We start from the raw sequence: 18,647 nt of genomic DNA on the forward strand, positions 1-18,647 counted from the left end.
GTTCTGCTTGATGAAAAGCGACGGATAATAGACGCTAATTCGGCGGCGCGCCGATTGTTGGGCGCAAAGACGCTGGGCGGCAATCTGGCTGAATTGCTTGACGCCCCCCATGTCATCGAATCCGTTGACGCCGTTCTTGCCGGCAAACCCGCCAAGCGGGATACGGTGCATATTCCGTTGCCCGTCGCCAGAACCTATGAGAAAAGCGTCTGGGAGCTTTCGCCGCGCGCCCCCGGCAAGGCGTCATGGGCGATGCTGGTTCTGCACGACGTTACCGCCGCCGGCAAGGCCGACAAGATGCGCGCCGACTTCATCTCCAACGTCAGCCACGAGTTGCGCTCGCCGCTTTCTTCCCTGGTCAGTTTCATTGAGACCCTGCGCGGCCCGGCAAAGGATGACGCGGAGGCCAGAGAGCGCTTCCTCGGCCTCATGGAGGGCGAGGCGAGGCGCATGACTCATCTGATCAACGACCTGCTGACCCTGTCAAAGGTGGAGAGTTATGAGCATATCCGGCCCGAGGGCAGCGTCGATTTACATCAGGTTCTCAAACAGGTAAGCGCCGTCCTTTCGCTGAGGGCCAAGAAACGCGGCATAACCATCACTATCTCCTGCCCGCCGGGACTGCCGAAGATCAACGGAAACGAAGATGAATTAATGCAGGTTTTCCGCAACCTGATCGACAACGCCGTCAACTACGGACTTAAGGGAAAACCGATCCTGGTCGCCATAAAGAAGGTTGATAAAATTCCCGGCAGCGATGAAAAGGGAGTGGCGGTTTTTATCGAAAACCAGGGCGAGGGGATCAGTCCGGAACATATTGACCGCCTTACCGAACGCTTTTACCGGGTGGACAAGGGGCGCTCCCGCAATATGGGAGGAACCGGCCTCGGCCTGGCTATCGTCAAGCATATCCTCAACCATCACCGGGGACGCCTGACCATCGCCAGCACGCCGGGCAAAACCACCACCTTTACCGTTTATCTGCCGCGCCGCCTGTCGGCGGCGGAATGATCCCGGAGAGAGATAACCACCCATGCTTCCCCTGCTTCCCCTGATCCTTATTGTTGAAGATGAAGCCCCCCAGGCCGAGGCGCTTCGCTATAATCTGGACAAGGCCGGGTTTGATGTCGCCGTCGCCGTCAGCGGCGAAAAAGCGCTCGGCGCCATCGAGAAAAAGAATCCGGATATGATCATCGTCGACTGGATGCTGCCCGAGCACTCCGGCGTTGAGTTATGTAAAATCCTTCGCGCCCGCCCGGAAACCAAACGCATTCCGATAATCATGCTCACCGCTCGCGGCGAGGAGAGCGACAAGGTTCTGGGCCTGGACGCCGGCGCCGACGATTATGTGGTCAAGCCCTACTCGCCCCGGGAAATGATCGCCCGCGTCCGCGCCCTGTTGCGCCGCCGCAGCCTTGATGATCCGCCGGAGACGCTTGCGTACGCCGGGGTGGCTATCGATATTGAAAACCACAAGGTCACGCGGGATGGAAACGCCGTACATCTTGGGCCGATCGAGTTCAAGCTGCTCAAGGCGTTAATGAAAAAACCGGGAAAAGTCTATTCCCGCGACAAGCTGCTCGACCGCGTTTGGGGGCGCGACATCAACGTCGAAGACCGCACGGTGGACGTTCATATCCGTCGCCTTCGCAAGGCCCTCAACGCCGGCGGCAAACCCGACCTGATCCGCACCGTGCGGGGCGCCGGCTATGCCATGGATAATCAGACCGGTTAGGGCGTAGCGGCGTCTGCTTCAAGATTCCGCTCATTGCCGACGCCCGTCGAGGCGCAGTCCTTATAGGTCAAGGCGGAGTTCCGGGAAGCCAGGTGTTCCCGGCGTCTGGTTTGCTGGGCGGCGTCGAAGGCCTTCAGCAAGCCGCCGCTTGCCGCTTCCATCTCTGCAGCGGCGGGGCTGCCGGTCTTCAAAGCGCCGGCGACCAGTTGTTCGATGTCTTTGCCCAGTTGCCGGTAAGCGGCGAGGGTGATTTGACCGAAGGCGCGTTCCCGCTCGACATGGACCAGACGTTTGCATTTGTTGCCGTCGACCGCCAGATTGGCGGGCAGATGAATGACGGGGGAAAGTTCAAAATTGATCGAGACCGCGCCCGCGCATTTGCCCTCGGCGACCGCGTATTTGATGGTCCTGGTCATATCAAAATCGCTGAAAACCTTGCTCTGCGGCTCAAAGGCGGTGGCGCTCATATCATAAACGATTTTCTCGGCATTATAATTGATATTGCTGACGGCGGCGGCAGCGCCGCACTCCGCCCCGCCTCCATCGGCGGTCGTTGCCGAAGCGGCAACGTCGGACGCGCCTCCGGGGGTTTCAATCGTGCCGGAAGCGCCGTTAAAAATCTTTACCGGCCTGTTTTCCGATTGGGCATACGCGGATGCGCCGGGAATCATCATGGCGGCGCAAAAAACTGTTATAATGATTCTTTGGTTCATGAGTTTATTATGACATAGGGCCAAGGTTACAGTATGAAAAGAATCGTTCTGATAATCGTTTCCCTCGCCGCGCCGGTGTTGTCGGCGCAGGCCGGACAGCAGGTTTCGATGTCATCCGATGATTGCCGGCGCCTGCTCAAACATGAGCCGGCCGCCGACGTCGCCTTCGAACCGGGCGTCGATGTCAGAGGCAAGAAGGTTAAGGGGGCGGATATGGAAGATCGTCCGCCGGTCGCCGTTTCCAAGATATTTGAATTCAACATTACCAGGGATTTCAGCGCCTACGGCGGCGCCACGGATACTCCCGTCGGCGCCGTCAGGTACGACGCCTCAAGCGGCAGACTGACCTTTAATGACCAGCCCCTGATTGACGCCGACAAGGCGGAACTGACCGCCGCGTGCCGGCAGTCATTACAAAAAGGGCGCTGAGGCCTGAAATCCCCGCCATGGACAACGCCTCGCGCCTTGCCTAAGTTCTCCCTTCCTGATCGGAAGGCTTCGCCATGCGCTTGTCACAATATTTTCTGCCCACCCTCAAGGAGACGCCCTCGGAGGCGCAGATCGTTTCCCACCGGCTGATGCTGCGCGCCGGCATGATCCGCCAGTCCGGCGCCGGCATCTATTCGTGGCTGCCCCTGGGGTTGCGCGTACTCAGAAACATCGAGCGCATCGTCCGTGAAGAACAGGACGCCGCCGGCGCCCGGGAAATGCTGATGCCGACCATCCAGCCCGCCGACCTGTGGCGGAAAAGCGGTCGTTATGACGCTTACGGCCCGGAAATGCTGAGAATCAGGGACCGCCACGACCGCGAGATGCTCTACGGGCCGACCAACGAGGAACAGATTACCGAGATCGTCAGCGGCTCGTTGCGCAGCTACAAGGACATGCCCAGGATTTTATATCACATCCAATGGAAGTTCCGCGACGAGATCAGACCACGCTTCGGCGTCATGCGCGGACGCGAATTCCTGATGAAGGACGCCTATTCCTTCGACCTTGACTACGAAGGCGCCAAACGCTCCTACAACAAGATGTTTATCGCCTATCTGCGCACCTTCGACCGGATGGGGCTGAAAGCCATCCCGATGAAGGCGAAAAGCGGCCCCATCGGCGGCGACATGAGCCATGAGTTCGTCATCCTCGCCGAGACCGGCGAAAGCGAAGTGGCCTGCCACAAGGATTTTCTAAACAATACTTGGCTTGATGACGTTGATCCGAAAAGCGATCTTCAGATTACCGTTAACGCCTTCACCGCCGAGTACGCCGCCACCGACGAGGAACGCAACCCGCAAGTCGAAAAAGCCATGGGCGACGATCTGGTCATCGCGCGCGGCATCGAGGTCGGCCATATCTTTTATTTCGGAACCAAGTATTCCGAAGCCATGGGCGCCCGCGTCACCGGGCCGAACGGCAAGGAAATCACCCTGGAAATGGGGTCATACGGCATCGGCGTTTCGCGTCTCGTCGGCGCCGTCATCGAGGCCTTCCATGACGACAACGGCATCATCTGGCCGGAAAGCGTCGCCCCCTTCAAGGTGGGACTGATCAACCTGAAAGCGGGCGATCCGACGTGCGACGAGGAAAGCGACCGACTCTTCCAGGCCTTGAAAGGAAACCGCATTGACGTCCTGTATGACGACCGCGACGAACGGGCCGGAGCAAAATTCGCCGATATGGACCTGATCGGCCTGCCCTGGCAATTAACGGTGGGGCCGCGCGGCGTCAAGAACGGCGTCGTCGAGCTTAAGAACCGCAAGACCGGCGAAAAGGCGGAACTTTCTCCCGAAGCCGCCCTCAACAAGCTGACGGCCTGACCGCATGTTTTCCGCCTTTGAATGGATGATGGCCATGCGCTACCTGAGGGCGCGCCGCCAGGAAGGATTCATCTCCGTCATCGCCTGGTTTTCCCTGCTCGGCATCGCGCTGGGGGTGGCGACGCTGATTATCGTCATGTCGGTGATGAACGGCTTTCGCCAGGAATTGCTGGGCCGCATCCTCGGCCTGAACGGACACCTCAGCGTCTACGGCAGCGTCAACGAGATCACGGATTACGGCCCCATGGCGGAAAAGGTGCAGGGCGTCGCCGGCGTCATCAGCGTCACCCCCATGGTCGAGGGACAGGTGATGGCCTCGGCCAGGGGCGAGGCCAGAGGCGCCCTGGTGCGCGGACTCAGCCCCGAAGGACTGGCCGGGCGCGAAATCATCGCCTCCAACATCGAGTCAGGATCGCTGGAAGGCTTCAGGGAAGACAATGTGGTGATCGGGGCGCGTCTGGCCGACCGGCTGGGGCTTCGCGTCGGCGACAGGATCACCCTGATTTCGCCCAAGGGCAACGTCACCGTTTTCGGCACGGCGCCGCGTATGCGGGCGTACAATATCGCCGCCACCTTCAACGTCGGCATGTATGAATACGATTCCACCTTCGTCTTTATGCCGCTGGCGGCGGCGCAAACGTACTTCAACATGCAAAAGACGGTGAGCAATCTGGAGGTCTTTGTCGTGAACCCGGATCGCTCCGTCGAGGTCGGCCGCAATATTCTCGCCGCCCTCGGCGGCCACGGGCGCATTCACGACTGGCAACAGGCGAATTCCGGCTTTTTCAACGCCATCCAGGTGGAGCGCAACGTCATGTTCCTGATCCTCACCCTGATTATCGTGGTCGCCGCCTTCAACATCATCTCGTCGATGATCATGCTGGTCAAGGACAAGGGCAAGGACATCGCCATCCTGCGCACGATGGGAGCGACGCGGGGCATGATCATGCGTATTTTCTTCCTCAGCGGCGCCGGCGTCGGCGTTATCGGCACCCTGACCGGCCTCATCCTCGGCCTGTCCTTCGCCGAAAACATCGAGACCATTCGCCAGTGGATACAAGGATTTACCGGAGCCGAACTGTTCGCCGCCGAGATATATTTCCTGTCCAAGCTGCCCGCCGTCGTCGATCCGGCGGAAGTGACGGTGGTGGTGCTGATGGGGCTGGGGCTGTCATTCCTGGCCACCTTGTACCCGTCGTGGCGGGCGGCGCGCAGCGACCCGGCGGAAGCGTTGCGCTATGAGTAAGCCTGTGCTCAGACTTGACGGCGTCAAGCGCGTATTCGAGCAGGGAAAGACGGTGCTGGAAGTTCTGCGCGGCGTCGATCTGGAAATCCGCGAAGGCCAGACCCTCGCCCTGGTCGGCCCGTCCGGCTCCGGCAAGTCGACTCTGCTGCATGTCGCCGGCTTGCTTGAGAAGGCCGATTGCGGAGAGGTGACGATATGCGGCGAGACCGCCTCGTCGTTAAACGACGACGCCCGGACCCGCCTGCGCCGCCACAACATCGGTTTCGTTTACCAATACCATCATCTGCTGCCGGAATTCACGGCGCTGGAAAATATCATGATCCCCCAGATCATCGCCGGCATCAGCCGCTCCGAGGCGACGATGAGGGCGGCGGAGATGCTGGAATGGCTGGGCCTCGCCAAACGCGCCACCCACCGCCCGGCAAGGCTTTCCGGCGGCGAACAGCAACGGGTCGCCATCGGACGCGCCCTGGCCAACACGCCCAGGCTGCTGCTGGCCGACGAACCCACCGGCAACCTGGACCCGGAAACCGCCGGAGATGTCTTCGAGGTGCTGATAAAGCTGGTGCGCGGCGCCGGCCTAGCCGCCGTCATCGCCACCCACAACCCCGACCTGGCGGCCCGCATGGACCGCATCGTCAGCCTGAGGGACGGACTGCTGGTGGAGGAGTGACCGGCAACTTCCCCTCCTTACCAAGGAGGGGCCAGGGGAGGTTACTCTTACCCCCTCCTGACCTCCCCCTTGAAGCAAGGGGGAGGAATTTTTCTCTACCCACTGACGATGAGTCACTCTTTAAAGCCGCTGGTATTATATAGGACGAGACAACAAAAAATTGCTCGTAATGTGGCGACACGCATTAGAGAGCCGGTCCCATTCGCCTGAACAGTTAGGCAGCGAAGCAAATCTGTATTCCTGTGGATAAACCCCGGCTGACACCATCGTCGGCATGTGCCATTGTCGCGGTCATGGCTCACGCTGATTTCGTTCACCTTCGGGTTCACACCGCCTATTCCCTTTCCGAGGGAGCGGTGCGGATTGACGATCTGGTCTCCCTATGCGGCGAATACGCTATGCCCGCCGTGGCGATGACCGACACCAACAACCTGTTCGGCGCCCTGGAGTTTTCTCCGGCCTGCGCCAAGGCCGGCGTGCAGCCGATCATCGGCTGCCGGTTGAGCATAGCCCGCGACCGTGACGGCGGGCGCGTCGGATTTATCGAGTCCGATCCCCTGGTTTTGCTGGTCCAGAACATGGAGGGCTACCACAATCTGCTGAAGCTGTTGGGCGCGGCCTATCTCGGCGCAAAAGACGTTGCCGACCCCAGGGTTGACATGAAGACGCTGGCCTCCCACAGCCGGGGGCTTATCGCCCTTGCCGGCGGCGCTAAAGGTCCGGTCGGGCATTTATTGGCCGAGGGACAGGGCGAGGCGGCGGAAGAATTGCTCGCCCGTCTGGCCGCCGCTTTTCCGGGACGGCTTTATGTGGAACTCACCCGCCACGGCATGGACGTTGAGAAATTGTGCGAGCCGGCGCTGATCGACCTTGCTTACAAGCTGGACCTTCCGCTGGTCGCCACCAACGAGGTCTTTTTTACCGTCCCCGACATGTACGAGGCCCATGACGCCCTTATCTGCATCGCCGCCGGCGCCTATTTATCCCAGGATGACCGGCGGCGCCTGACGCCCGAACATTATTTCAAGAGCGCCAGGGAAATGCGCGCCTTGTTCCGGGACTTGCCGGAGGCCGTAGACAACACCGTTGTGATCGCCAGGCGTTGCTCTTTCATGGTCGAGCCGGTCGCTCCCATTCTGCCTCCCTATGATTGCGGCGAAGGGCGCACCGAGGAGGATGAAATGCGCGCCCAATCCGAAAAAGGGCTGGAAAAGCGTCTGCGGGATCAGGTTTTAAAGCCGACGATGACCGACGACGAAAAAGAACACGCCGCCCGTCCCTATCGGGAGCGTCTGGAGTACGAACTCGGCATCATCGTCAAAATGAAATTCTCCGGCTATTTCCTGATCGTCGCCGACTTCATCCGCTGGGCCAAGGAACACGGCATACCGGTAGGGCCGGGACGCGGCTCGGGCGCCGGTTCGGTAGTCGCCTGGGCGCTGACCATCACCGACCTCGACCCCCTGCGTTTCGGCCTGTTGTTCGAGAGGTTCCTCAACCCCGAGCGCGTGTCGATGGCCGATTTCGACATCGACTTCTGCCAGGACCGCCGCGACGAGGTTATCCGCTATGTGCAGGAGAAATACGGGCGCGACCACGTCGCCCAGATCATTACCTTCGGAAAATTGCAGGCCCGCGCCGTTCTGCGCGATGTCGGCCGGGTGCTGGAAATGCCTTATCCCCAGGTCGATCTTATCTGCAAGATGATCCCCAACAACCCGGCCGACCCGGTCACCCTGGAAAAGGCCATCGAGAGCGAACCCCGATTGCGTCAAATGATCGACGGCGACGCCGCCGTCTCCCGTCTGGTCGCCATCGCCCGCAGGCTGGAAGGCCTGTATCGTCACGCTTCCACTCACGCCGCCGGCGTCGTCATCGGCGACAGGCCGCTCTGCGAGTTGATTCCGCTGTACCGCGATCCGCACTCCGACATGCCGGTTTCCGGCTTCAACATGAAATACGTCGAGTCGGCGGGGCTGGTAAAGTTCGACTTTCTCGGCCTCAAAACCCTGACGGTAATCGCCAGAGCCGTCGCTCTGATCGCCGACGGCGGCAAGACCATAGACATCTCCGCCCTGCCGCTGGATGACCGCGCCACCTTCGACATGCTGGGGCGCGGCGACACCATCGGCGTCTTCCAGTTGGAAAGTTCCGGCATGGTCGATGTGTTAAGAAAGCTCAGGCCCGACGCTTTCGAGGATATCATCGCCGTCGTCGCCCTCTACCGCCCCGGCCCGATGGATAACATCCCGAGCTATATCAGGCGCAAGCACGGCCTGGAGAAACCCGACTACCTGTATCCGACGCTGGAGGGAATTCTCAAGGAAACTTTCGGCATCATTATCTACCAGGAACAGGTGATGCAGATCGCCCAGGAATTATCCGGCTACACGCTGGGCGGCGCCGATCTGCTGCGCCGCGCCATGGGCAAGAAAAACCAGAAGGAGATGGACAAACAACGCCAAACCTTCATCGACGGCGCCGTGTCGCGTGGGGCGCCGGCAGGCAAGGCCTCCGACATCTTCGATTATGTGGACAAGTTCGCCGGCTACGGATTCAACAAGTCCCACGCCGCCGCCTACGCCCTGGTCGCCTATCAGACCGCCTGGCTGAAGGCCAACTATCCGGTCGAGTTCATGGCCGCCTCAATGACGCTGGATATCAGCAACACCGACAAGCTGGCCGGTTTCCGCCAGGAATTGAGAGACCTGAACGTGCCGTTGCTGCCGCCCGATATCAACGCCTCGGGTCCGCTGTTTACCGTCGAGCGCAACGCCGCCGGCGGTTCTATCCGTTACGCCCTGGCCGCCGTCAGGAACGTCGGCGAGGCCGCCATGCGGGAACTGGTCGCCGAACGGGATAAAAACGGCCCCTTCAAGGATATGGATGATTTCGTCAACCGCCTGGACCCGCGCGCTGTCAACAAGCGCCAGTTCGAGAATCTGGCGAGGGCCGGAGCCTTTGACGCCCTGAACGCCAACCGGAGACAGGTCTTCGAGGGCGTGGAAACCTTGTTGCGCCACGCCGGCGCCGCCGCCCATGATCGCACCAGCAACCAGATCAGCCTGTTCGGTGGAGACGCCGCCCCGGTCGCCGGCGTTTCCCTGCCCGCAACCGTTGAATGGAATGAGATGGAGCGCCTGAAGGAGGAAGCGGAAGCCATCGGTTTCTATCTTTCCGGCCACCCCCTGGACGCCTACGCCAAGAGCCTGAAACGCATCAAGGCCCTTACCCATGCCGAAATAGTAGAAAACGGCCATCCCGGCCTTGTCAGCATGGCGGGAGCCGTAATTTCAAGCAAGGAGCGCACTTCGGCCAAGGGCAATCGCTATGCCTTTGTTCGCTTCTCCGACGCCTCGGGGGATTTCGAGATCACCGTATTTTCCGACATCCTTACCTCCAGCCGCCATCTGCTGGAGGAAGGAAGATGCCTGCTCATCAAGGCCAACGCCCATTTCGAGGAGGAAACGGCGCGCTTTACCGCCATTTCCTTCGAGGATTTGAATAGCGTGGCGGCGCGCGCCGCCTCCGGCGTCAAGGTGTTCGTTAACGCCGCTGATCCCCTTGACCGGCTTTGCGACGCCCTGTCCTGTTGTAAAAAAGGCAAGGGGCAAGTGGTGCTGGTGTCAAGGCTGGATTCTTCTAATGGCGACGGCAGCCGGGAAGTGGAAATCAGGTTGCCCGGCGGATACGCCATCTCTCCGGAAGTCCTGGTCGCTATTCGCTCCATCTCCGGAATCGCCGGGGTCGAGGAGATGTAAATGCCGACGGCCCTAATCATTGACCTGTGGCAGCTCCCGCACTTTCCCCTCCTTACCAAGGAGGGGCCAGGGGAGGTTGCCGCCGATATCCCCTAACTCCCGGCGCGTTGACTGGAATAAGCACTGTTTTTTTAACCACAGAGGCTCAGAGACACAGAGGAGGATAGAAAGAAAAAAGAAAAAGCAGGAGGAAAACTTCGCTTAATCTTCTCTGTGTCCTCTGTGTTCTCTGTGTCAAAACACACAGGCTGATAATTCCCTCTTCGACCCCCTCCTGACCTCCCCCTTGAAGCAAGGGGGAGGATTTTTCAGAGTCATTCTTCACGGCCGCCGGCATAACAAGAGAGCCGCCTTCACAATAAAGTCCCCTGCCCGCCGTTGTCCGGGGCCGCTTTTTTGACAGGTTTAGGTTTGGGGCTGGTTTTTGACCGACCGCCGATGATTGCTTCTCTTTCGCCGTCATGGAAACGGATGGAAATGTCGGCGCCGGGGTTAACTCCGGCGGCAGACCCGACGTGCCGGCCCTTGCCGTCATAAACCAGGGCGAAGCCCCGTTCCAGCACCCGCTGATGAGAACAGCTTTCCAGCAACGCCGCCGCCCGGGCGAAACGGTCGCTCCGCTCGCGCAAAAGTCCCTTGGCCGCCATATCCAACGCCCGCGCCTGCCCTTCCAGCAGACTTCCGGCGTGGGCGACGGCGCGACGGGGATCGACTACCCTGGCGGCGAGTTCCCTCAACAGGGCGATTCGCCGCTCGACGCCGATCTTCAGGCTGTTCCCCAGCCGCTCGGTCCAGTCATCCAGCCGTTGGGCGGCTTCATCGGCCATGCGCCCCAGGTTAGGAAGGCCCCGCGCCAGCCCCTCCAGCCGGGAGCGGCGGGCCTCCAGCAGGCGCGTCACGGCGCCGACCATGCGGACGCCGTTGTCCATCACCCCGGCCAGCAATTGCAGCCGCACCGGCACAGCCATCTCGGCGGCGGCGGTCGGCGTCGGCGCTCTCAGGTCGGAGACAAAATCAATAAGGGTGACATCGGTCTCATGACCCACCGCCGAGATCAACGGAATACGGCCGGCAAAGACGGCGCGGACCACCACTTCCTCGTTAAAGGGCCACAGGTCTTCCAGGCTTCCGCCGCCGCGAGCGACGATCAGCAGGTCGGGACGAGGCGCGACGCCGCCGGGTTCAAGACGGTTAAAGCCGTCAACGGCGGCGGCGATTTGAGCGGCGGCCTCCTTGCCCTGAACCAGCACCGGCCAGATCAGCACTCTCCGTTCAAAGCGCTCGCCCAGACGATGCAGGATGTCGCGGATCACCGCGCCGGTAGGCGAGGTAACGACGCCGATAACCTCGGGCAGGAAGGGGATCGGCTTTTTGTGTTCGGCGTCGAACAGACCCTCGGCGGCAAGTTTCTTCTTGCGGTCCTCAAACAGCTTGAGCAGCGCCCCTTCACCCGCCAGGTCCATGGATTCGATGATAATCTGGTAACTGGAACGGGCGGCATAAGTGGTGATGCGCCCGGTAACCGTCACTTCCATGCCGTCTTGCGGGTCCATGCCCAGCTTTTCGGCGACGCCGCGCCAGCAGATGGCGTCCAGCACCGCCTCTTCGTCCTTGATCCTCAGGTAAAGATGGCCCGAGGCGGCGCGCTTGAAGCCGGAAATCTCGCCCCGCACCCGAACGCGGGAAAACGAAGTCTCCACCGCGTGTTTAAGCGCATGGGACAGTTCACAGACGCTCAGAACCGGCAGATTGTGATCAGTATCGCCGGAGGATTTGTTTTCAATCGTTGCCATCCTCGCTAGTATGTACGATACAAGACAAAAAACAAACCGGACGAATAATCGTGGAGACGCATTCAATGAAGGTGTTGGTGGTAGGGTCGGGCGGACGTGAGCATGCCTTGTGCTGGGCAATCGCCAAGTCTCCAAAATGCGCCAAGCTGTTCTGCGCTCCCGGCAATGCGGGCATCGCCGCCGTCGCCGAATGCGTAAACATCAATTCCGAGAATGTGGATGATCTGGTCTGCTTTGCCATCGAGAACGATATCGACTTCGTCGTCGTCGGCCCCGAAGGGCCTCTGGTCAACGGACTGGTCGATCAGTTGGCAAGCTCCGGCATCAAGGCTTTCGGCCCCGGCGCCAAGGCGGCCCAAATCGAGGGTTCCAAGAGCTTCATGAAGGATATCTGCGCCAAATATAATATCCCCACCGGATATTATGACAGCTTCGACGAGCCTGACGCCGCCAAGGAATATATCCTGCGCAAAGGCGCTCCCATCGTCGTCAAGGCCGACGGCCTGGCCGCCGGCAAGGGCGTCATCCTGTGCCGCAACAAGAACGAGGCCTACGCCGCCATCGACCACATCATGATCGAACGCGCTTTCGGCAACGCCGGCGATAAAGTGGTAATCGAGGAATTCCTGACCGGCGAGGAAGCCAGCTTCTTCGCCCTCGTCGACGGCAAGCGGGCGCTGCCCCTGCTTTCGGCCCAGGACCATAAAGCCGCCTACGACGGCGACGAAGGCCCCAATACCGGCGGCATGGGAGCCTATGTCCCGGCGCCCGCAGTCACAAAAAAGATGGCCGAAACCATTATGAAAACCATCATCAACCCGGCAGTAAAAGGCATGGCCGCCGAGGGCATTCCCTTCAAGGGTTTGCTTTATGCCGGGCTGATGATCACCGATAGCGGCCCCAAGGTGCTGGAATTCAACGCCCGCTTCGGCGATCCCGAAACCCAGCCGATGATCCTGCAACTCAAGTCGGACCTGCTGGAAGCGCTTCTGGCCTGCGTCGAAGGCAGGCTGGATAAAATCAAGCTGAAATGGCGCGACGGAGCGGCGCTGACCGTGGTCATGGCGACGAAGGGCTATCCCGGATATTATGAGAAGGGATCGCAAATCCGCAGCCTGGAGGAAGCGGGCGCCCTGGATGATGTCGTCATCTTCCACGCCGGAACCGGCACCGACAAATCCGGCATCTGCGCCGACGGCGGGCGGGTGTTGGGCATTACCGCCCTCGGCTCGACCGTAGCCGCCGCCCAAAAGCGGGCGTATGAGGCGGTTGACCTGATCGACTGGCCGCAAGGATTCTGCCGCCGCGACATCGGCGGACGGGCGATCAAGGGGTAATGCTCACCGTCTCTCCCTGAAGAACGCTTTCAGCAGATCGGCCGCCGCCGATTCGCCGACGCCGCCATAGATTTCCGGTTTATGGTGGCAGGTGGGATGCCGGAAAACGCAGGCTCCGTGTTCGACGCCGCCGCTCTTGGCGTCGTAAGCGCCGAAATAAAGGCGGCGGATGCGGGCCAGCGAAATGGCGCCGGCGCACATGGCGCAAGGCTCAAGGGTGACGTAAAGGTCGCATCCCGCCAACCGGGAAGACCCTTGCAGGGAGGCGGCGCGGCGGATGGCGATCATTTCGGCGTGGGCGGTGGGATCATCGAACTCAATGACGCGGTTGCCGCCTACCGCCAGCACCTCGCCGGCAACGGCGTCAACCACCACCGCGCCCACCGGCGTTTCGCCCAGGGCCGCCGCTTTTTCGGCCTGTTCCAGGGCCAATTTCATGAATCCGTTTTCAGACATGACATCACCATGCTTCCCTCTTCACGCCCGCGTCAAGTAGAGTGCCGCTTATGAAAACACCGATTATCGGCATCACCCTGGATTCGGAAGAGCCGGGAGGATATTCCAGGTTTCCCTGGTACGCGCTGCGCCGGAACTATTGCGACGCGGTGGTTCGCGGCGGCGGCCTGCCGCTGGCCCTGCCCCACGAGCCGGAACTGACGGATAATATCCTCAATCACATCGACGGCCTGATCATCACCGGCGGCCATTTCGATGTGGACCCGGCCCTGTTCGGCGCCGCCGACCGCCACGCCACCGTCACCACCAAGGACCGGCGCACCGAATTCGAGCTGGCCGTCGTTCGCGCCGCGTTGAGCCGCGACATGCCGATCCTCGCCATCTGCGGCGGACAACAGCTTCTGCATGTGGTTCTCGGCGGCGCGCTGATCCAGCATATCCCCGACCAGGTGCAAAACGCCCTCGCCCACGAACAGCCCAACCCCCGCGACCAGCCCGGCCATGACGTCGCCGTAGTTGAGAGCAGTCTGCTTCACGACATCGTCGGCGTCTCTACCTTGCCGGTAAACAGCGCTCACCATCAGGCGGCCGCTGACGAGCCGGAGGGCATAAAGGTCAACGCCCGCGCTTCCGACGGGATCATTGAGGGCATCGAAGTTCCATCCATGCGCTTCTGCCTGGGCGTCCAGTGGCATCCCGAGTTCGCCATCAGCGACGGCGACGTGCGCATCTTCGCCGCTTTCGTCGAAGCCGCCCGCGAGTATTCATGACCAAAAAACCGGAAGCCCCCGCCGACAAACCGGAACGCATCGCCAAGGTGATGGCCCGCGCCGGCCTGTGCTCGCGCCGCGAAGCGGAGCGCTGGATCGCCGAAGGAAGGGTGACGGTGGACGGAAAGAAGCTGGATACTCCCGCCGTTGCCGTCACCTCGTCCAACCATGTCATCGTTGACGGCAAATCCTTGCCCCAGGCTACGACGGCGCGGCTGTGGCGCTACCACAAGCCTCCCGGTCTGCTTACCAGCCACGGCGACCCCCAGGGACGGCCTACCGTCTTTGAGCGCATCCCCAAGGAATTGGGAAGGGTGATCTCGGTGGGACGGCTGGATTTTAACTCGGAGGGCCTGTTGCTGCTTACCAACGACGGCGGGCTGGCGCGCAGACTGGAGCTTCCGTCCACCGGCTGGACCCGGCGCTATCGGGTGCGCGTCTACGGCCAATTTGACGAGGCGGCGTTGGCGAGCCTTGCCGACGGCGTCGCCATCGACGGCGTCGCCTACGGTCCCATCCGCGCCAAACTCGATTCCCGCCGCAAGGATAACGCCTGGCTGACCATGTCTCTCAACGAAGGCAAAAACCGCGAGGTGCGCAAGGTGCTGGAAAACATGAACCTTCAGGTCAGCCGCCTGATCCGCATCGCCTATGGCCCCTTCCAACTGGGCAACCTCAATCGCGGCGAAGTCAACGAAATCACCGGCAAGGCCATGCGCGAACAATTGGGAAAAACAGCGTCTTAGCGAGATTCCCGGCATGAAAATTATCGGCGGAAAACATCGGGGCCGTGTTTTTAAATCCCTGCACGGGCAGAGCCTGCGCCCTACCGCCGCCCGCACCCGCGAGGCCGTCTTTAATATCATTGAGCACGGCATTGACGGCCCGCCGCCCGCCGCGTCTTCCGTCGCCGATGTCTTCGCCGGCGCCGGATCGCTGGGTCTGGAAGCCCTGTCCAGAGGAGCGGCAAGCGTCGTCTTTATCGACAATAACGAGAACGCGCTGGCCTGCTGCCGGGAAAACGTGGCGGCTTTGGGAGAACAGCATCGTTCAACCTTGCTGAGACTGGATGCGCTTCATCCGCCGCCGCCGCCTCTGGCGGCCAAGACGCCCTGCGCTTATGTGTTCCTCGACCCGCCTTACAACTCCGGCCTTGCCGCCCCCGCCCTTGGCGCCCTGTTCGCCGAGGGGTGGATCGGCGAAGGCTCGATCTGCGTCGTCGAGACCGCCGCCAAAGAACCTTTTGAGGCGCCCGAAGGCTTTAAGCTGATCGACGAACGCACCTACGGCGCCGCCAAAGTGACGTTTCTTAAAATGGCACGGAATACGATATTAGACCTGTTATAAAAGACCGTATATCAGCATCCCGGACACACAGTTAATCCTTGATAACCTTCAAAATAACCGATCCGCCTTTCGCGAAGTTTCGTATGACATCGTACATGGCCAGCAAGGCATCTTCCGAATAACTTCGGTAATGCAAATCGTATAGAAAATCGGCAAAAAAATCTGGCTCCAGATGTATTTCCTCTACATTAATACTAGTTGCGAGTGTGGTTAGAGATATATGAATCGCGAATCCCTCGTTCACCAACAGCGTTGTGTCTTTTTTGTCGAACGTCGCCCCCAGATTGTTTGCAGATAAAATACGAGCAACGTATATCGGGCGAAATCTGGTGATCCACTTTGTTAGATACGCCGCACGCTTTATGGCGTTTGATCGCTTGTCAGGATCGCGCAAATGGTACGACTTGTATCTCCAGATGTCGTCCATGGCGCTCTGCGCCACGCTTAACATCACAAGAGGATCAATTCTCAGTCTCCATGTGGAATGCACATCATGTATCGCGTCCACATAATTCTGGCATTGTTCTGAGAGAAACTGAAATCGACGACGGATGTCATCCTCAGTGAACGGCGGGACGTAGTCCGCCGGATATGTTTTATTCGTCATTACAAATCCTGCGGCGAAAATAAGCCGTAACCCGTGGGCAGGTAGTTGTCAGGAAGGCGCCGACTATGGCTTGCGCGTCGCAAAACTTTCTACCGCCGCGTCATAATTTTTGATAAAGGAGGCGGCGTTCTTCTTGCCGCGCCGTGCATCTCCCTCCTCATCCCAATCGAAACTGTCATTGGGGCGAGTAGCCTGGAGAATGCCTCTCGGAATAGAATCGGACGCATATACCTTTGAAAAATATGCGTCGAGCGATTTGCGTATAGCTTTGAATCGCTCTTTCATCGGCGCATCCCCTCCTTTCGGAACTATCCTAGAATCAACACGCAACGCCGACAACCATTGTCCGGCGCAACAAACTAAATACAGTGTCCACTGAACGTTCAATATACCATATATCGTAACTCCGGTCAAGCACCACCGCACGGTTACATAAATGGGCCTTTTTCGCAATAACGCAATGGCGATGCTCCCGATTCTACCTGTTAATAGTTAATACTTGGTTAATGCTTTCGCTTTCCCGCCAAGAACTCCCTCACCCGTACAGCGCCTCCAGCCTGTCGCCGTAGATTTCCTTGATCTTGTGGCGGCGGATTTTCATGGTGGGAGTTATCAGGGCGTTGTCGATGGTGAAAGGGGCGTCGGCGATGATGAAGCGGCGCACTTTTTCGATGTTGGACAGGCGCTCGTTGACCCGATCCACGGCCAGGGCCAAGGCCTTGCGGAAATCCTCGTCATTAACCAGAGCCGCCGGCATATTCGGCTTGCCGTTATCAACGGCCCATTGTCTCGTCCATTCATCGTCGGGAACCAGCAGGCCGGACAGATGGGGGTGGCGGTCGCCGTAGACCATGGCCTGGGCGATCTCCGGCTCCAGGGTAAGAATGCCCTCGACGCGCTGGGGCGAGATGTTGTCGCCGCCCGAGTTGACGATGATGTCCTTCTTGCGATCAGTGATCATCAACGAACCCTGATCATCAATGTGGCCGATGTCGCCGGTGAACAGCCAGCCGTCGCGGATGGATTCGGCGGTGGCTTCCTCGTTTCGCCAGTAGCCCTGCATCACCATTTCGCCGCGAACCAGGATTTCACCGTCCCCGGCGATCCTGACTTCGACGCCGCTGATCGGCGGGCCGACGGTTTCGATGCGGGCAAAGTCGGAGCGGTTGCAGCTTACCACCGGGCCGGATTCGGTCAGGCCGTAGCCCTGTAGAATACGCAGGCCCAGCGCCGTAAAGAACAGTCCGATGTCCCGGTTCAGCGGCGCCCCGCCCGACACCAGCGCCTTGAGACGACCGCCGAAGCGTTGGCGCACCTTGGCCCGCACCAGCCTATCCAGCGCCGCGTCCTGTAGCCGTTGGCCGATGCTTAGGGATTTGGGATCAAGGTAGCGTCGTTCACCCAGCTCCAGCGCCCTGGCAAACAGCTTCTCGCTGACGCCGCCGGCTTTTTTTACGTTGCGGCTGATGCGTCCGTGCAGGCTTTCATACAGGCGCGGCACGGCGGTCATGATCGTCGGCCTGGCCTCGATCATGTTGGCGGCCAGGGTCTCAACCCCCTCGGCGTAGTAAATCTGGGCGCCGATGGACAGGGGGAAAAACTGCCCCGCCGTATGCTCATAGGAATGGGAAAGCGGCAGAAAGGACAGGAATGCCTCATCGCCCAGCCCCAACTCCGCCAAAGCGTCCCGCGCCCCGGCGCAGTTACAAAGGATCGAGCCGTGATGCAGCATCACCCCCTTGGGCGCGCCGCCGGTGCCCGAGGTATAAATAATGCAGGCGGTGTCCGAACGCCGCCATTGCCGCGCTTCATCGTCAATGCCGCCGTCTTCTTCATCGCTCAACGCCTCATCCCAGCCCAGCACATCGACGCTTAACTGCTGGCTCAGTTCCGGTCGTTCAATGGCGATGACGAACCTGGCCGCCGCCGACCGATGGGCGGCGGGCAGAAAGCGCTCGGTCAGGCGACGGGTGGAAACAATGGCGCCCTTGGCGCCGCTGTTCTCAAGGATATAGTGATGATCATCCTCGGTGTTGGTGACATAGGCGGGAACCGTTATGGCGCCGATGGCCATGATGGCGACATCGGCGATCAGCCATTCGGGGCGATTCTCCGATGCCACGACCACCCGGTCGCCGGCGACCACTCCCAGCCTTTTCAGGCCGCCGGCCAACAGGCGCACCTGCCGGGCGGTTTTACTCCAGCTCATTGATTGATAGGCGCCGTCCTGCTTGGCCCACAGCAACGGCTTGTCGGCGAGGCGATCCGCCTGCTCGAAAAACATAGTCGCCAGATTGGCCCAGGATTGATCGTTCATGTTGCTTTCCGTGATAACAGAGTATCATTGCCGTTACCCGAAAAATTTTCCGGCGCCGAAACAAATGACCGAACAAAG

The 18,647-nt window shown here is 60.2% G+C and carries 17 protein-coding genes; 11 read left to right on the forward strand and 6 right to left on the reverse strand.

Annotated elements, in window-relative coordinates; genetic code table 11:
- Positions 1–54 precede the first annotated feature (54 nt).
- Both A3H92_02035 and A3H92_02040 read left to right on the forward strand, forming a co-directional pair.
- Positions 55–1,011: a hypothetical protein gene (locus tag A3H92_02035; protein OHC75477.1), complete on the forward strand. Its 957-nt coding sequence runs from the start codon at positions 55–57 to the stop codon at positions 1,009–1,011.
- A 22-nt stretch (positions 1,012–1,033) separates the two neighbouring features.
- The gene (locus tag A3H92_02040) at positions 1,034–1,735 is read left to right on the forward strand and encodes a phosphate regulon transcriptional regulatory protein PhoB (GenBank protein OHC75478.1); all 702 of its coding nucleotides are present in this window, start codon (positions 1,034–1,036) and stop codon (positions 1,733–1,735) included.
- Here the strand turns inward: A3H92_02040 and A3H92_02045 are convergent.
- Positions 1,732–2,409, reverse strand: a complete 678-nt coding sequence (locus A3H92_02045; protein OHC75479.1) for a hypothetical protein — start codon at positions 2,407–2,409, stop codon at positions 1,732–1,734. The genes A3H92_02040 and A3H92_02045 overlap by 4 nt on opposite strands.
- Before the next feature lie 72 nt (positions 2,410–2,481).
- On the opposite strand from A3H92_02045, the gene A3H92_02050 reads away from it, so the two are divergent.
- The 5 genes from A3H92_02050 to A3H92_02070 all read left to right on the forward strand — a co-directional run bounded on the left by A3H92_02050 (position 2,482) and on the right by A3H92_02070 (position 9,942).
- Complete coding sequence (locus A3H92_02050; protein ID OHC75480.1) at positions 2,482–2,877, forward strand: hypothetical protein; 396 nt, start codon at positions 2,482–2,484, stop codon at positions 2,875–2,877.
- 74 nt (positions 2,878–2,951) lie between these two features.
- Positions 2,952–4,262, forward strand: coding sequence for a proline--tRNA ligase (locus A3H92_02055; GenBank protein OHC75481.1), 1,311 nt, complete (start codon positions 2,952–2,954; stop codon positions 4,260–4,262).
- Positions 4,263–4,266: 4 nt separating this feature from the next.
- On the forward strand, positions 4,267–5,508 hold the full coding sequence (locus A3H92_02060) for a multidrug ABC transporter substrate-binding protein (protein ID OHC75482.1): 1,242 nt from the start codon (positions 4,267–4,269) through the stop codon (positions 5,506–5,508).
- The gene (locus A3H92_02065) at positions 5,501–6,181 is read left to right on the forward strand and encodes an ABC transporter (GenBank protein ID OHC75483.1); all 681 of its coding nucleotides are present in this window, start codon (positions 5,501–5,503) and stop codon (positions 6,179–6,181) included. The genes A3H92_02060 and A3H92_02065 overlap by 8 nt, the downstream gene beginning before the upstream one ends.
- Before the next feature lie 293 nt (positions 6,182–6,474).
- Entirely contained in the window at positions 6,475–9,942 is a 3,468-nt protein-coding gene (locus tag A3H92_02070; GenBank protein OHC75484.1) for a DNA polymerase III subunit alpha, read from the forward strand.
- A 353-nt stretch (positions 9,943–10,295) separates the two neighbouring features.
- Here the strand turns inward: A3H92_02070 and A3H92_02075 are convergent, their stop codons facing one another.
- Positions 10,296–11,735 carry an exodeoxyribonuclease VII large subunit gene (locus tag A3H92_02075; protein OHC75485.1) on the reverse strand — a complete coding sequence of 480 codons (1,440 nt, stop codon included), beginning with the start codon at positions 11,733–11,735 and terminating at the stop codon, positions 10,296–10,298.
- Between the two features lie 65 nt (positions 11,736–11,800).
- Here A3H92_02075 and A3H92_02080 point away from each other — a divergent pair, with 65 nt between their 5' ends.
- The gene (locus tag A3H92_02080; GenBank protein OHC75486.1) at positions 11,801–13,072 is read left to right on the forward strand and encodes a phosphoribosylamine--glycine ligase; all 1,272 of its coding nucleotides are present in this window, start codon (positions 11,801–11,803) and stop codon (positions 13,070–13,072) included.
- Between the two features lie 3 nt (positions 13,073–13,075).
- On the opposite strand, the gene A3H92_02085 is transcribed toward A3H92_02080, so the two are convergent.
- Entirely contained in the window at positions 13,076–13,528 is a 453-nt protein-coding gene (locus A3H92_02085; protein OHC75487.1) for a tRNA-specific adenosine deaminase, read from the reverse strand.
- 50 nt (positions 13,529–13,578) lie between these two features.
- Here A3H92_02085 and A3H92_02090 point away from each other — a divergent pair, with 50 nt between their 5' ends.
- Genes A3H92_02090 through A3H92_02100 form a run of 3 tightly spaced genes read left to right on the forward strand, consistent with a single transcriptional unit; the run spans position 13,579 to position 15,645 of the window.
- Positions 13,579–14,298, forward strand: a complete 720-nt coding sequence (locus tag A3H92_02090) for a gamma-glutamyl-gamma-aminobutyrate hydrolase (protein OHC75488.1) — start codon at positions 13,579–13,581, stop codon at positions 14,296–14,298.
- Positions 14,295–15,044 (forward strand): pseudouridine synthase, encoded by a 750-nt coding sequence (locus A3H92_02095; GenBank protein ID OHC75489.1) that lies wholly within the window; start codon positions 14,295–14,297, stop codon positions 15,042–15,044. The genes A3H92_02090 and A3H92_02095 overlap by 4 nt, the downstream gene beginning before the upstream one ends.
- A gap of 13 nt (positions 15,045–15,057) precedes the next feature.
- Positions 15,058–15,645 carry a 16S rRNA (guanine(966)-N(2))-methyltransferase RsmD gene (locus A3H92_02100; GenBank protein ID OHC75490.1) on the forward strand — a complete coding sequence of 196 codons (588 nt, stop codon included), beginning with the start codon at positions 15,058–15,060 and terminating at the stop codon, positions 15,643–15,645.
- 31 nt (positions 15,646–15,676) lie between these two features.
- On the opposite strand, the gene A3H92_02105 is transcribed toward A3H92_02100, so the two are convergent.
- The 3 genes from A3H92_02105 to A3H92_02115 form a co-directional block, all read right to left on the reverse strand.
- On the reverse strand, positions 15,677–16,252 hold the full coding sequence (locus tag A3H92_02105) for a hypothetical protein (protein ID OHC75491.1): 576 nt from the start codon (positions 16,250–16,252) through the stop codon (positions 15,677–15,679).
- 63 nt (positions 16,253–16,315) lie between these two features.
- A complete protein-coding gene (locus A3H92_02110; GenBank protein ID OHC75492.1) occupies positions 16,316–16,537 on the reverse strand; it encodes a hypothetical protein in 222 nt (73 codons plus the stop codon).
- Positions 16,538–16,787: 250 nt separating this feature from the next.
- Positions 16,788–18,569 (reverse strand): AMP-dependent synthetase, encoded by a 1,782-nt coding sequence (locus A3H92_02115; protein OHC75493.1) that lies wholly within the window; start codon positions 18,567–18,569, stop codon positions 16,788–16,790.
- Positions 18,570–18,647: the final 78 nt, after the last annotated feature.

Source organism: Rhodospirillales bacterium RIFCSPLOWO2_02_FULL_58_16 (assembly GCA_001830425.1).
Lineage (GTDB): Bacteria > Pseudomonadota > Alphaproteobacteria > Rhodospirillales > 2-02-FULL-58-16 > 2-02-FULL-58-16.

What these genes read in the sequence shown, in the direction of transcription:
- A3H92_02040 (OHC75478.1), top strand. Translation starts at nt 1,034, where the DNA reads ATGCTTCCCCTGCTTCCCCTGATCCTTATTGTTGAAGATGAAGCCCCC.
- A3H92_02045 (OHC75479.1), bottom strand. Translation starts at nt 2,409, where the DNA reads ATGATGATTCCCGGCGCATCCGCGTATGCCCAATCGGAAAACAGGCCG.
- A3H92_02050 (OHC75480.1), top strand. Translation starts at nt 2,482, where the DNA reads ATGAAAAGAATCGTTCTGATAATCGTTTCCCTCGCCGCGCCGGTGTTG.
- A3H92_02055 (OHC75481.1), top strand. Translation starts at nt 2,952, where the DNA reads ATGCGCTTGTCACAATATTTTCTGCCCACCCTCAAGGAGACGCCCTCG.
- A3H92_02060 (OHC75482.1), top strand. Translation starts at nt 4,267, where the DNA reads ATGTTTTCCGCCTTTGAATGGATGATGGCCATGCGCTACCTGAGGGCG.
- A3H92_02065 (OHC75483.1), top strand. Translation starts at nt 5,501, where the DNA reads ATGAGTAAGCCTGTGCTCAGACTTGACGGCGTCAAGCGCGTATTCGAG.
- A3H92_02070 (OHC75484.1), top strand. Translation starts at nt 6,475, where the DNA reads ATGGCTCACGCTGATTTCGTTCACCTTCGGGTTCACACCGCCTATTCC.
- A3H92_02075 (OHC75485.1), bottom strand. Translation starts at nt 11,735, where the DNA reads ATGGCAACGATTGAAAACAAATCCTCCGGCGATACTGATCACAATCTG.
- A3H92_02080 (OHC75486.1), top strand. Translation starts at nt 11,801, where the DNA reads ATGAAGGTGTTGGTGGTAGGGTCGGGCGGACGTGAGCATGCCTTGTGC.
- A3H92_02085 (OHC75487.1), bottom strand. Translation starts at nt 13,528, where the DNA reads ATGTCTGAAAACGGATTCATGAAATTGGCCCTGGAACAGGCCGAAAAA.
- A3H92_02090 (OHC75488.1), top strand. Translation starts at nt 13,579, where the DNA reads ATGAAAACACCGATTATCGGCATCACCCTGGATTCGGAAGAGCCGGGA.
- A3H92_02095 (OHC75489.1), top strand. Translation starts at nt 14,295, where the DNA reads ATGACCAAAAAACCGGAAGCCCCCGCCGACAAACCGGAACGCATCGCC.
- A3H92_02100 (OHC75490.1), top strand. Translation starts at nt 15,058, where the DNA reads ATGAAAATTATCGGCGGAAAACATCGGGGCCGTGTTTTTAAATCCCTG.
- A3H92_02105 (OHC75491.1), bottom strand. Translation starts at nt 16,252, where the DNA reads ATGACGAATAAAACATATCCGGCGGACTACGTCCCGCCGTTCACTGAG.
- A3H92_02110 (OHC75492.1), bottom strand. Translation starts at nt 16,537, where the DNA reads ATGAAAGAGCGATTCAAAGCTATACGCAAATCGCTCGACGCATATTTT.
- A3H92_02115 (OHC75493.1), bottom strand. Translation starts at nt 18,569, where the DNA reads ATGAACGATCAATCCTGGGCCAATCTGGCGACTATGTTTTTCGAGCAG.